At 42.0% G+C, this 13478-nt stretch carries 11 protein-coding genes and 1 other annotated feature; of the genes, 6 read left to right on the top strand and 5 right to left on the bottom strand.

The features are described 5' to 3' along the window. Window positions 1-222: 222 nt before the first annotated feature. Both RF007C_RS06245 and RF007C_RS06240 read right to left on the bottom strand, forming a co-directional pair. A complete protein-coding gene (locus tag RF007C_RS06245) occupies window positions 223-882 on the bottom strand; it encodes a YczE/YyaS/YitT family protein (RefSeq protein WP_037298308.1) in 660 nt (219 codons plus the stop codon). Between the two features lie 20 nt (window positions 883-902). After that, entirely contained in the window at window positions 903-1622 is a 720-nt protein-coding gene (locus RF007C_RS06240) for an SDR family NAD(P)-dependent oxidoreductase (protein ID WP_051456561.1), read from the bottom strand. A 456-nt stretch (window positions 1623-2078) separates the two neighbouring features. On the opposite strand from RF007C_RS06240, the gene RF007C_RS06235 reads away from it, so the two are divergent. The 6 genes from RF007C_RS06235 to RF007C_RS18005 all read left to right on the top strand — a co-directional run bounded on the left by RF007C_RS06235 (window position 2079) and on the right by RF007C_RS18005 (window position 8307). Next, a complete protein-coding gene (locus RF007C_RS06235) occupies window positions 2079-2708 on the top strand; it encodes a flavodoxin family protein (RefSeq protein WP_019680375.1) in 630 nt (209 codons plus the stop codon). A gap of 15 nt (window positions 2709-2723) precedes the next feature. Next, window positions 2724-3014, top strand: coding sequence for a putative quinol monooxygenase (locus RF007C_RS06230; protein ID WP_019680374.1), 291 nt, complete (start codon window positions 2724-2726; stop codon window positions 3012-3014). Window positions 3015-3039: 25 nt separating this feature from the next. Further along, a complete protein-coding gene (locus tag RF007C_RS06225; protein WP_037298306.1) occupies window positions 3040-4797 on the top strand; it encodes a 1-deoxy-D-xylulose-5-phosphate synthase in 1758 nt (585 codons plus the stop codon). 24 nt (window positions 4798-4821) lie between these two features. Next, window positions 4822-5748 (top strand): aldo/keto reductase, encoded by a 927-nt coding sequence (locus RF007C_RS06220; RefSeq protein ID WP_019680372.1) that lies wholly within the window; start codon window positions 4822-4824, stop codon window positions 5746-5748. 124 nt (window positions 5749-5872) lie between these two features. Next, entirely contained in the window at window positions 5873-6385 is a 513-nt protein-coding gene (locus RF007C_RS06215; protein WP_019680371.1) for a nitroreductase family protein, read from the top strand. 83 nt (window positions 6386-6468) lie between these two features. Beyond that, the gene (locus tag RF007C_RS18005; protein ID WP_242836276.1) at window positions 6469-8307 is read left to right on the top strand and encodes an aldo/keto reductase; all 1839 of its coding nucleotides are present in this window, start codon (window positions 6469-6471) and stop codon (window positions 8305-8307) included. Between the two features lie 151 nt (window positions 8308-8458). On the opposite strand, the gene RF007C_RS06200 is transcribed toward RF007C_RS18005, so the two are convergent. The 3 genes from RF007C_RS06200 to RF007C_RS06190 form a co-directional block, all read right to left on the bottom strand. Next, window positions 8459-10987, bottom strand: coding sequence for an AMP-binding protein (locus RF007C_RS06200; RefSeq protein WP_037298303.1), 2529 nt, complete (start codon window positions 10985-10987; stop codon window positions 8459-8461). Window positions 10988-11140: 153 nt separating this feature from the next. Continuing rightward, window positions 11141-11391, bottom strand: a binding site (T-box leader). Between the two features lie 213 nt (window positions 11392-11604). Further along, complete coding sequence (locus RF007C_RS06195) at window positions 11605-13047, bottom strand: Zn-dependent hydrolase (protein ID WP_037298302.1); 1443 nt, start codon at window positions 13045-13047, stop codon at window positions 11605-11607. Further along, a partial coding sequence (locus tag RF007C_RS06190) for an AMP-binding enzyme (RefSeq protein WP_037298299.1) occupies window positions 13047-13478 on the bottom strand: 432 nt, incomplete at its 5' end. The genes RF007C_RS06190 and RF007C_RS06195, both read right to left, overlap by 1 nt.

Here is a 13478-nt window from a genome sequence, read left to right as displayed (position 1 = left end):
AAGTCAACATTTTTGATAGAAAACTTTGATACGTTATTTTTGATATAGATATTAATTTGTATTTCATTAAAATAAAGCATACGTTTAAGCCAACTTTTATAGATTTACTAATAGTATTTGATTCCAAATAAAAAGCAACTCCCGTGAGGGAGCTGCTGTTCTTATATTTAATAGTAAATGTATATGCGTAGATAATAGCAATTCTAAAAAGCAAAAGGTATTTTAGCGATTCATGCTTTTGTTAACACAGGATCTTACAATAGCCTCTGAGAACGGCATACAGAAATCAGCAACAGGTCCGACAAGAAATGCGCAGATAATTGTCCCTATTCCGAATTTTCCACCGAGAATGAATCCTGTTAGAACAAAGACAACATCCACGGCAATTCTTATTACACCGAATCTCTTTTTGCTTTTGTCACTGATAACCACAGCCACCAGATCATTAGGTCCTGTACCTGCATTCGACTTAATAACAACAGACATACCGAATGCTAAAATAGCACATCCAATGGTAAGTATTATTATCTTTATGAATAGACTTGCATTTTCGATTCGGAAGCCTTTTAATATTAATGTAAAGATATCAATTATTGGTCCACCACAGAACATACAAACTATCGTACCAAGTTTTATATAGCTTCTGTCAATGAACAAAAGTGCCAGAATGATCAGAAAACAAACACACATATGCACTGTGCCGTGTGTCGGCTCAATAATTTTAGTTTTTATGATAAGAAGTCGTAATCCCTGAATCAACACATTGAAAGGATCGGCACCTTCGTTGGCAAGAATAAATAAAGTAACACCGAGGTGTGCGATAATCAGGCCTAAAAATAGAAGTCCAAGTCTCAGAATGGTTTCTTTTTTAATTTTATTCATTTGTGTATCCTCGTTTCTTGTCAGAACGGGTAATCCTCATTCAGGTTAGTAATAAATCGGTGCCCTTCAAAGTCATCACGTTTTTTCTCGAAAAGCAGCCTTAGTATTTCTGCTGCTTCATAAGAGGAAAGCGGAGCAGGATTATCAGGTTTACCGTCTGTACGAATCCAACCCGGATGAACACAGAAGATATTGACTGATTTTTCATCTTTAAATGTGTTATAAAGATTCATTGTCGCCATATTTAGAGCGGCTTTTGCCATTCCGTAATCAATAAGATTGGTGCGGTAACACTTCGATATACTGCCGGCTTCTGATGAAATATTCATAATAAGTGCTGTGACATCACTCTTTTTAAGCAGCGGATAGAATGCCTTTATAACACGCATAGCACCAACAGCAGTTATATCCACAGTCCTTGTAATAAAGTCAAGGTTAGCATTGAAAAATCCTTTGTCACAGTCTGGAGATACTGATACCGCATTATTTACCAGAAGATCAAGACAATTAAATTTTTTGGATAATTCATTTGCAGCTGCCTGTACAGAAGCTGTGCTGCTTATATCCATTGTCAGAATTGTCAGTCTGTCTTCGTAGTGATTTTTAAGTTCTTCCAGTTCAGGACATGGCTTTCTTATGGTAGCTACAACTTTATCACCTGCTTCAAGATATCTGAGTACTAAGTTAAAACCAAGTCCTACTGCCTTTCCTGCACCTGTTATCATAACATTTTTAGACATAAAAACACCTCCCGAATATTATTTTTGGATTACGAACATTATAACACACAAGCTAATGAATTTCAATAATATAACAAAATACGTTGTTAATCAATAATATAATTACAATAAGAATTCTTTTATAATACTGCATAAAAAGTATTTCGACGAAATTCAAAAAATATTATTGAATTCTATCAAGTCTTATGTTAGAATAAATACATATAAACGCGGATTAATAATTGAAAATATTACATTAAATTCATAAAAGGAGGAGGTATATTAATATGATTATTTATGTTGATGCCAATGCAGGACGCGGAGGTAACTGACTATTTGGGAGCACATCGTGGTGCGGATATTATCCCCGGACCGTTTGCAAATGGCGGAAATAAGTTTGAGGGATTATGGCACAGAATTTAAAAGATTAAAAAGACAATAGCTTCAACATTTTTATAATGAAAAGGAGAAATAGATATGAAAGCCCTTATTTTGAACGGAAGTCCAAAAACAAACGGCAATACAGCAATTGCCATAAATGAACTTGTCAAAACATTTGAATCAGAAGGTATCGAAACTGAGGTATGTCAGATCGGTGGAAAGGATATACGTGGTTGTATCGCCTGCGGAAAATGTTCAGAGCTTGGACACTGTGTATTCGACGATGCTGTAAATGAGATTGCTGCAAAGTTTGAAATAGCAGACGGGTTAATTTTGGCGTCTCCTGTTTATTTTGCATCTGCAAATGCGACACTGATCGCACTTCTTGACAGACTGTTTTACAGTTCTCATTTTAATAAAACAATGAAAGTCGGTGCAAGTGTTGTTGTTGCAAGACGTGGAGGATGCTCAGCAACATTTGACGAGCTGAACAAATATTTCACCATCTGCGGTATGCCTGTTGCTTCAAGCACCTACTGGAACAGCGTTCACGGCAGAAATCAGGGCGAGGCTGAATTCGATATTGAAGGGCTGCGTACAATGCGTAATCTTGCACATAATATGAGTTTCCTTATGAAATCCATTTCGCTCGGAAAAGAGAAATACGGTATTCCCGAAACAGAATACGGCGTACCTACCAATTTTATCCGTGATGATTTGAAATAAGAAAGGGTACGTAATATGAAACAGTTTGTAGAAGTGCATTATTTTGTGAAAGACGGAAAGCGTGACGAATTCTACAGTGCAATATTGGAAAGCGGAATTGCAGAAGCATCAAGGGCTGAAGAAGGAAATGAGAAATATGACTACTATTTCAGTCCGAATAATGAAAATGAAGTGCTGCTCATTGAACTGTGGGCATCTGATGAAGCTGTACAGGAACATGGACAGTCTCCACACTTCAAAGAACTTGGTGAACTGAAACAGCAGTATGTTGCGGATGTTGTTATAAAACGATATGAAGTTACGTAAAAACGGTATCGAAAGGGAATTGATTATGTTATTAGAAAAAATAAACGGACCTGATGATATAAAAAAGCTGGAGATATCTCAGCTTCAGACACTTGCAGACGAAACACGTTCAGCACTCATCAACAAACTCAGCAAGGCTGGCGGCCATCAGGGACCAAACCTTGGCGTGGTCGAATTGACAGTCGCTATTCATTATGTGTTTGATTCGCCTAAGGATAAGATAGTATTTGACGTTTCACACCAGTGTTATCCTCACAAGATACTTACCGGAAGAAAGAAAGCTTATCTGGATGAAGCGCATTTTCATGATGTGACAGGATTTACCAATCCTAATGAAAGCGAGCATGATATGTTCATTGTCGGACACACCTCTACAACTGTATCTCTTGCACTCGGACTGGCGAAAGGCAGAGATCTGAACGGAAGAAGTGAAAATGTAATTGCGCTGATCGGAGATGGCTCCCTGTCCGGCGGCGAAGCACTTGAAGCTCTCGATTACGCAGGAGAGTATGACAGAAATCTCATTATCATTGTAAATGACAATGACCAAAGCATCGCAGAAAATCATGGCGGACTCTACAAGACGCTGAAAAAACTCCGTGAAACAAACGGCAATGCCGAAGATAATCTGTTTCGTGCCATGGGATTGGATTATCGTTATCTTGAAGCTGGACATGACACTGCTAAGCTCGTGGAACTGTTTGAAAGTGTTAAAAACATTGATCATCCTATTGTGCTCCATATCCATACCACCAAGGGTAAAGGTCTTCCTTATGCAGAAAAAGACCGAGAACGCTGGCACGCAGGCGGCCCGTTCAATATCGAGGACGGCTCTCCGCTGTACCCGTATCAGGGTGAAGAAAACGTTATATTCAGTTGTCTGAAAGAACTGCTTGACACCAATAAGAATGCTATAGTCCTGAATGCCGCTACACCTATGGGACTTGGCTTTGTGCAGGGCGTACGTGAGGAATATGTTAAGCGCGGGCAGTTCATTGATGTAGGTATTGCAGAAGAAAATGCTGTTGCTATGACAAGCGGTATAGCCAAAAACGGAGGCACGGCGGTCTTTGGAACATTTGCACCGTTTTTCCAGCGTACATATGACCAGATGTCGCACGACGTCTGCCTGAACGACAGTCCTGCAACATTTCTCATCATGAGTCCCGGCGTATTCGGTTCAGATTCAAATACACATCTTGCATTGTGCGATATCCAGATGTTCGCGCATATCCCGAATCTGATATATCTTGCACCTTCAAGCAATGAAGAATTTGTGCAGATGTTCAGGTATGCAACGACTCAGAAGCAGCATCCTGTTGCAATCAGAGTGGTAAATACGCTCAGAACGACCGGCGTTGATGATAATACGGATTATTCCGTTCTGAAAAGCAAGATCGAACAAAGTGGAAGCAAGATTGCACTGATTGCAGTCAGCGGACTGCTCACAATGGCGCTTGAGGTTGCTGAAAAGGTTAAAGAACAGACCGGAAATGATATCACCGTCATAAATCCAAGGTTTGTCAGCGGTGTTGACGAAGAACTGCTTGTTTCACTGAAAAAAGACCACCGCTTTGTGATAACTATTGAGGACGGTGAACTCATGGGTGGTTACGGTCAAAACATAGCAGCTTTCTACGGAGATTCAGATATGCGTGTAAGATGTTACGGTATTTCAAAAGCATTTCATACTGAATTCAAGGCTGAGGAACTACTTGACCAGCATGGTATCTCTGTTGAAAAACTAACAAAAGAAATCATTGCTGCTCTGAGATCAGAATAAAAAACTACAATCAGGAGGTTATTAATGAAAACGCTCAATATTGTAAACGGACCGCAGAATGTATCTGCAATCATCCAGGGATGCATGAGAATGCCTGCTTTATCGAAGGAAGATGCAGCAAATGTCATCTGCACAGCTTATGAATGCGGTATAAACTTTTTTGATCACGCCACTTGCTACGGAAACGGTGAAGCAGAGGAACGCTTTTCACAGGCTCTTCCGCTGACAGGAATCAGACGTGAAGATATTTTTATACAAAGCAAGTGCGGACTATGCTTTGACAGAAATGAATTTGACTGGACTAAGGAGAATATTCTTTCCAGTGTCGATGACAGTCTGCGTCGATTGAATGTCGAGTACCTTGATGCTCTGCTGCTGCACAGACCTGATCTGCTATTTGATCCGGAAGAGGTCGCAGAGGCTTTTGATACACTTGAAAGAGAAGGAAAGGTTCGATGTTTCGGTATCAGTAATCTTATGCCCATGCAAATCGAACTGCTGAAAAAATATGTGAAGCAGCCGCTTGTTTTCAATCAGGTACAGTTTTCTCTGGAACAGTCACAACTGATCGATCAGGCTCTTTACATGAATAACAAGACTACAGAATTTTCCATTAATCGTGACGGCTCTGCACTTGATTACTGTCGTTTGAATGATATCACGATCCAGGCATGGTCACCGCTGCAATTTGGAATGTTCGGAGGCACGTTCATTGATAACCCTGATTTCCTTGAATTGAACAAAGCACTTGCCGAAATTGCAGAGCGTGAGAACGTTTCCAAGGCGGCAGTTGCTATTGCATGGATATTGCGTCATCCAGCAAAAATGCAAGCTATTATCGGAACTATGAATCCAGAGCATATCAAGGATACCTGTGAAGCTGTGAAAGTCAAACTGTCTCACCATGACTGGTATGAACTGTACTTGGCATCCGGAAAGTTTTTACCTTGATATTGAGTGCGATGTGAACATTTTACCTTTGTCTCAATAAGTAATATTCTATTGAGAGTTTAAGTTTATTTGAAGCGGCTGGTTCTGCACAGCGTATCTTATTAAGTAAAAACGGAGGAAAAAAATGGAATTCAACGAAGTAGTAAAAAATCGTTATTCATGCAAGAAATATAGCGATAAACAGGTCGAAAACGAAAAGCTTACAGCTATTCTCGAGGCAGGACGTCTTGCGCCAACAGCCAAGAATCTTCAGGAGCAGCATATATATGTGGTACAGTCTGAGGAGTGCCTCGCAAGGATAGACGAGCTGACGCCGTGCCGATATGGTGCGCCGACAGTGCTTGTTGTTGCCTTCAATAAGAACGAGGTATTTACATACCCCGGCGGCAAGCGCGATTCAGGTGTAGAGGATGCAGCTATTGTTGCAACACATCTTACTCTTGCGGCTGCAAACGAGGGTGTTGACAGCTGCTGGCTCAACTTTTTTGATCCAGACAAGGCAGCGTCTTTGCTTGGATTGCCTGAGAATGAGGAAGTACTTATGCTGCTTGATCTTGGCTACGCGGCTGACGGAGCAGGTCCGCTGCCAAACCATGAAAGCAGAAAGCCCCTCTCCGAAACAGTAACTTACCTTTGATAATGGGATAGTTTTTATGAATAAACTGAACATGATCAACGGATTTTCAAGGCTTTATGAGCAGATATAATGGAGGACGATTTATGTTTGACGAAAAAGGAACCGTAAAATGGGGCGTTATGGGTACCGCAGGCATTGCGTCATGGGGTACGATACCCGGTATGCAAAAGGCAAATGGATGTGAGCTGTATGCGATAGCAGGCAGAAGTCTTGAAAAAGCTCAGACTTATAAGGAGCGTTTCGGATTTAAAAAAGCATATAAGGGATATGAGGCTCTGCTGACTGATCCCGAAGTTGAGGCTGTATACATACCATTGCCAAATAATATCCACTGCGAATGGGTAATAAAGGCTCTTAACGCTCATAAGCACGTATTATGTGAAAAGCCTCTTGCCATGAATGAAAGCGAGCTTCGCCATATGTTTGCAGCTGCAAGGGATAACGGAGTTATACTTATGGAGGCTTATGCGTATTTACATAGTCCATATATATGCAGACTCAAGGAGATCATCACATCAGGTGAGATAGGAAAGATAGATTACGTTGACACTGCGTTCCTGACACAGAATTACTACGAGGATATCAGACTTCATAAGGAACAGGGCGGAGGCGGAATATATGACGTAGGCTGTTACTGTACGTCTATGATACTTTCGCTGATAGATTCACCTGTAAAGTATGTAAAGGCAGACGCTGAATTCGGCAGTACGGGAGTCGATCATTTGGCTTCTGTGATGTTAGGCTTTGAGGACGGTTCAAGAGCTTCATTCAATGCAGGCATGATACTTGGCAAAGATTCCTGTGACAGATACGACAGGCTTTTTATTCACGGCTCCAAGGGGTATATTCGTTCCGATGTTGAGTATAACGGTGAAGGAGAGTTGTCATTTGAGGTCACTGTTAAGGATACAAACGGTGAAAGAATTACGCGAACTGAAACTGTTTCAGCTGAATCCAATTACAGTATGGAAATGGAGCAGATGAATGAATGTATAAAAGGAAAAGCAGTACCATATATCACAGAGGAGTTTTCCGTTAAAAATATGCGTATCCTCGATAGTATACTTGATGCAGTCGGATATAATGACTCAAAAAAACAGTTTATTTTAACTAACGGAGTCACGATTCCAGCAGTAGGTTATGGTTCATATCTTTCTACAGAAAAAGGCGGAGTTCAAACTATCATGGATGCAATTGATGTTGGATACCGCTATATAGATACGGCACAGTTCTACGGAAATGAGGAACAGATCGGTGAAGCTATAGAAAAGTCGGGTATTCCGAGAGATGAAATATTCCTGTGCAGCAAGGTATGGCATACTGATCTTGGCAGAGAAAAAACGCTGAAAGCTTTTGAGGAGTCCTGTCGTAAGCTGAAAACCGATCACCTTGATATGTATCTGATACACTGGCCTAAGAGTGACGGTAATGATGATGAATGGTTTGAAAAAGTCAGCGGCTCATGGGCTGTAATGGAGGAGTTATATGAGCAGGGAAGAGTAAAAGCGATAGGACTGTCTAATTTCCTGCCGCATCATATCAGACCTCTTTTGGAAACTGCACGGATCCGTCCTATGGTAGACCAGCTTGAACTTCATGTGGGCTATATGCAGGAATATGCCCTTTCGTACCTAAAAAAAGAGGGGATACTTCCGCAGGCATGGAGCCCTCTTGGCAGAGCAAAGCTCATAAATGATGATAATGTATCGAAAATAGCTGCAAAATACGGCTGTACAAATGCAGCGTTGTTACTGAGATATCTTAATCAGAGAGGCATTCCTGTTATCCCGAAATCTTCATCAAAGGAAAGAATGAAGGATAACCTTGATATATTTGGTTTCAGCATTTCTGAGGACGATATGTCGTACTTGTCATGTCTGCCTGAGAGAGGTTGGTCAGATGAGCATCCTGATAATATATAGATGATTTTCTAATAATATTCTATGATACGATAAAAGTACCTGTTGGTTTACAAATACATAGATACACACGACTAAAATGCAGTATAACGATATGAAAGAAGCAGCTCCCTTTCGGGAGCTGCTGTTATTATAAGAGATTAATGCATATTGTTTATGCAGTAACAATACTGTCTGCATTATGAAGCTTCAGCTTTTCTACTGCCTGCTCTCTCATCTTGTATTTAAGTATTTTTCCTGCTGCATTCATCGGGAAGCCGTCTACAAAGTCAACATACTTTGGGCACTTATGCTTTGCCATTCTTGCAAGGCAGAAATCCTTGATCTCCTGTTCAGACGCTGTTTCTCCGTCCTGAAGAACGATACAAGCCATTATCTCTTCGCCATAGTCCTCATCGGGCACACCGATGACCTGTACGTCCTTTACCTTGGGATATGTGTAAAGGAAGTCCTCTATCTCCTTGGGGTAGATATTCTCGCCTCCACGGATTATCATATCCTTGATACGGCCTGTGATCTTGAAATATCCATCAGAAGAACGGCGCCTTGCAAGGTCACCTGTGTGGAGCCAGCCTTCACTGTCGATAGCAGCTGCTGTAGCCTCGGGCATTTTATAGTAGCCCTTCATTATATTATAGCCTCTTGCCACGAACTCACCGTCAACATCATCAGGCACTTCCTGATTTGTCTCTGGATCGACAATACGGCACTCTACACCGAAAATCGGTCCACCTACTGTGTTTACACGCTGTTCCAGTGTGTCGGTAGTCTTGCTCATAGTTGTTGCGGGAGAAGCCTCGGTCTGACCGTAGGTTATACAGATCTCGCTCATATGCATCTTCTCGACAACTTCTTCCATTGTCTTGATAGGACACGGAGAGCCTGCCATGATACCTGTTCTCATGTAGGAGAAATCGGTCTTCTCAAAGTCCTCATGTCCCAGCATAGCAATGAACATTGTGGGAACACCGTGGAAACAGGTTATCTTCTCCTTGTTTATGCAGGCAAGTCCTTTTCTCGGTGAGAAACGTGTAATCGGTGACATAGTTGTACCATGAGTCATGGAAGCAGTCATGGCCAGAACCATGCCGAAGCAGTGGAACATAGGCACCTGTATCATCATACGGTCAGCTGTGGAGAGATCCATACAGTCTCCGATAGCCTTACCGTTGTTGACTACGTTATAGTGAGTGAGCATAACGCCCTTGGGGAAACCTGTGGTTCCGGAAGTGTACTGCATATTGCAGACGTCGTGGATATCTATGGTCTTTCTCACACGCTCCACCTCGCTGTATGGCACGTTCTTTGAAAGCTCCATAGCCTGTTCCCATGTAAAGCAGCCTTTATTCTCGGAGTCAACTGTGATAACGTTTTTGAGGTAAGGAAGCTTTGCAGAATTGAGTTTACCGGGCTCGCAGGTCTCAAGCTCGGGACAGAGCTCCTTGATTATATCAACATAATTTATGTTCTTGATACCGTCGATCATAACGAGTGTCATTGTATCTGACTGCTTGAGCAGATACTCAGCCTCGTGGATACGGTATTCTGTATTCATGGTAACGAGTACAGCGCCTATCTTTGTAGTAGCCCAGAAGGTAATGTACCACTGAGGAACATTTGTTGCCCAGATAGCAACATGGTCGCCCTTCTTTACTCCCATAGCAAGGAGTGAACGTGCGAATGTATCAACATCGTCACGGAACTCGGGATAGGTCCTTGTATAATCAAGCTCAGTGTAGCGGAAAGCGTACTGATTCGGGAACTGCTCACATATACGGTCCAGGATATCGGGGAAGGTATAGTTGAGTATGCGCTCCTTTGGCCATGGATACTGGCCGTCCCCTCTCATATTGGTCTGGAGAGGATGCTTGTGAGACTTCTTGTAAGGAGCCATATACTCTGCAAACTGAGGTATAACAATACCTGCATCGCTGAGGTCTCTTGCCCAGCGCTTTACCCATTCAAGGGAGATGTAGCCGTTGTAGTTGATGGTATCAAGAGCTTCGATCATTCTCTTTACGGGAATATCTCCTGTACCCATGATACGGTACTCAACAGTGCCGTCCTCGCGCATAACACTGTCCTTGACCTGAATGTACTTTATATACTCCCCGAGGTTCGCAACGGTAGTCTCGGGAGCTTCATTATTATAGCGGTAGGGATGATGCATATCCCAGAGAGCAGCCACCTTGCGATTCTTTACGCGGTCAAGCACTCCTGCAAGACGTGCTGTATCGGAATATACGCCGTTTGTTTCTACGAGAAGAGTTACATTGTACTCCTCTGCCACAGGAACGAGCTTCTTCAGTGCTTCAACGATATAGTCATCATCAACCTCTCCGCCGGGAGCTGGTTCGAGGTCACCGAGTATTCTTATGTAAGAAGAGCCAAGCTTGCTTGCAAGCTGAGCATAAGCCTTTATCTCGTCCTCTGCTTCCTGATATTTATCCTTGAACTTAAGGCAGGCACCTGATGACAGACAAGGTATTTCAAGCCCGAGCGACTGCAGCTTTGAAATGGTATTAGGCAGCTGCGCCTCTGTAAAAGGCTGAGCCTTGACGGAGAATATCTCATTGCCGAGACCTCTTATCTCGATACCGTCAAATTTAAAATCCTTTGCCATTGAATAAATGTCTGTCCATGACCAATCAGGACAAGAAAGAGTAGAAAAACCGATCTTCATTTTTATCATTCCTTTACATATTTTCGAGTATTATAATTCATTGACGACGCAATTTATGTTTATAGCATAGATGTCATGAAATTAGAGATAGCTATTTTCACCTTCCTTTGCCCGGAACGATAAAAACAAAACCCGTCCCAAAGCGTAAGATTGCTTTGAGACGGGTATTATACAATACTCGCGGTACCACTCAAATTGCGGATATAAAAATCCGCCACCTCTTCGAAGTCTATCAACTTCTATGCACTAACGCAGCATTCACGGGAACCGTCTACTGGGTGTTTGAACCTTTGGGAGTTCCAGCTCAGAAGGGAGAAGTACAGGTTACACGCATTACTGATTCGCACCAACCATCAGTTCTCTGAAATGCTTTCGCCCTGACTATTCTTCGTCACAGCTTTTTTTGTTACGATTTGTATTATATCACAAGTTGTATCTCTTGTCAAGTTAGAAACGCTCAAAAATGGAAAAAATAATTTATAAAAAATGCAAATGAATGTTAATACAAACCGAATTTGGCAACTTAGCGTTTGATTATATAAAAATATATTTTTTCATCATGCTATCTTCATCAAGTATTTCTAAAAGCTAATTCGTCAGCTTCTCTTCCTGGATAACTATATCTCCGTTGGAGCGATGGTATATGATTTCATGCTGCCATGACCGCCGAATATCAGCCATGTTCCTATGCCGAGACGTTGAAACAGTGCTGTTCTCTCGGCAGCGCAAAGCTCCTTGTCGGTATCTACAGACGTCATAAGAATTGGTGCATATCGGTTGTATTGTGCCTGCTGAGCAGTCATATCTTTCATATTCACAAAAATATCGCCTGTAAAGGCAAGATGATGCCCGAAGTCTATAAGCAAGGATTCGCCTTTAAGGTGACCTCCTCTGCCTTGATACAGCTCAAAGTGCAGGTCTCCGAAATCAAAGAAACCGGTTTGTTCTATAAGCTGACTGATTTCTTTTTCCTCTCCGACAACTTTTAGTTTTACAGGCGGCACTGCAGTATATGAAGTAAGAACCTTGCAAATTCGTACATACGGCTTGTGCAGTGGATTCATCTCACGGAATCCGTTCTCGTTGTTACTTTCAAGCCTGAGACACTCCGCTGTTTTAGCGCTTGCATATACAGTATCGAAAATCGACAGCAGTCCGCAGTGATCAACGTCCGCATGAGTTATAAAGCATTTCTTTTCAATGCTGTCAAACTCAGGGATCATGCTTCTGAAAATCGAAAGCATTTCCTCTTTATAGCAGGCATAGCCTGTATCAATAAACATGTATTCGTCACTGCTTTTTATAATTGCCGTATTGCTTCCACAGGGAGGTTCAATAAGCGTTATTGTTGTTTTATCAGTAATATTATGATGAGTTATCCTTGGTGAGAAATTAACCCCTCTTGAAGCTGCAAGAAGCTCTGCAAAACGGCTTATGCTGTCAAAAGTACGGTAAGGAGATACGCCAGTCTCATCCAGTATCTGCATAGCCAGATTTGTATTGACTATAAGTTCGTTTTTTGCTTCTGAGGATATTTCCATCGCAGTCGAAAGCTCATTAACGAATGTACTGTAAAAGAAGCTGTTGTCAAATATCTTCTCAGCATGATTATATTCGATAACTCTGACACTGCAAAGTTTTTTCGCTTCTTCTATGAAACCATTTATTTTATCTGAATTATCAACTATAAGTCCCATTTTGAAAAGCTGATATTCTGTACCGTTTTCCTGAGAGCTTATGTATGAAATATTGAAACTATGTGCGCATATAAGCTCAAGTATTGAAGTAACACTTCCGGGTTCATCTTTTAGATGGAATTCAAGCAGCATTACGCTGCGGTTATCATCGTCGCACCGGAGGTAGCCAATAGCTGAAAGCTCTTCGGAAGCTTTTGCAAGCTGCTGGGGAGTTCCCTCTGCATCAATAAACAGCATATTGGAATCCACAGCTTTGTTATAGCTTACTCTGGTAATATTTACACCGAGTGAAGCAAAACATTTGCTTGCCTTTAGAAATGCCCCTATATGATTCGGCATTTTCGTTACGAAAGTCTTGTTCATTATTTTTTGTACTTTGCGTTATCCATTTCACGGATAGCAGCACGGCGTATTTTTCCGCTTCCGACAGTCTTTGGCAGCTCGGGAACGAACTCGATAACTCTCGGATATTTGTAAGGTGCGGTACGTTCCTTGACGTAGTCCTTTATCTCCTTTACAAGCTCGTCGGAGCCTGTCTTGTCCTTTGTGAGTACGATAGTAGCCTTTACTACCTGTCCGCGGATCTCGTCCGGAACGCCTGTTACCGCGCATTCAAGCACGTAGGGGAGCTCCATGAGTACGCTTTCGATCTCAAAGGGGCCGATACGGTAACCTGAGGACTTGATAACATCGTCAACTCGGCCGACGTACCAGAAGTAGCCGTCCTCGTCCATCCATGCTGTATCACCTGTGTGATAGAAGCCGTCACGCCATGTTTCCGCTGTATTTTCCTT

This window comes from Ruminococcus flavefaciens 007c (assembly GCF_000571935.1).
GTDB lineage: Bacteria > Bacillota > Clostridia > Oscillospirales > Ruminococcaceae > Ruminococcus > Ruminococcus flavefaciens_F.
The sequence above is the reverse complement of the archived record's forward strand: the minus strand, read 5'-3'. Positions and strand labels throughout refer to the sequence as shown.

What these genes read in the sequence shown, in the direction of transcription:
- RF007C_RS06245 (WP_037298308.1), bottom strand. Translation starts at nt 882, where the DNA reads ATGAATAAAATTAAAAAAGAAACCATTCTGAGACTTGGACTTCTATTT.
- RF007C_RS06240 (WP_051456561.1), bottom strand. Translation starts at nt 1,622, where the DNA reads ATGTCTAAAAATGTTATGATAACAGGTGCAGGAAAGGCAGTAGGACTT.
- RF007C_RS06235 (WP_019680375.1), top strand. Translation starts at nt 2,079, where the DNA reads ATGAAAGCCCTTATTTTGAACGGAAGTCCAAAAACAAACGGCAATACA.
- RF007C_RS06230 (WP_019680374.1), top strand. Translation starts at nt 2,724, where the DNA reads ATGAAACAGTTTGTAGAAGTGCATTATTTTGTGAAAGACGGAAAGCGT.
- RF007C_RS06225 (WP_037298306.1), top strand. Translation starts at nt 3,040, where the DNA reads ATGTTATTAGAAAAAATAAACGGACCTGATGATATAAAAAAGCTGGAG.
- RF007C_RS06220 (WP_019680372.1), top strand. Translation starts at nt 4,822, where the DNA reads ATGAAAACGCTCAATATTGTAAACGGACCGCAGAATGTATCTGCAATC.
- RF007C_RS06215 (WP_019680371.1), top strand. Translation starts at nt 5,873, where the DNA reads ATGGAATTCAACGAAGTAGTAAAAAATCGTTATTCATGCAAGAAATAT.
- RF007C_RS18005 (WP_242836276.1), top strand. Translation starts at nt 6,469, where the DNA reads ATGTTTGACGAAAAAGGAACCGTAAAATGGGGCGTTATGGGTACCGCA.
- RF007C_RS06200 (WP_037298303.1), bottom strand. Translation starts at nt 10,987, where the DNA reads ATGAAGATCGGTTTTTCTACTCTTTCTTGTCCTGATTGGTCATGGACA.
- RF007C_RS06195 (WP_037298302.1), bottom strand. Translation starts at nt 13,047, where the DNA reads ATGAACAAGACTTTCGTAACGAAAATGCCGAATCATATAGGGGCATTT.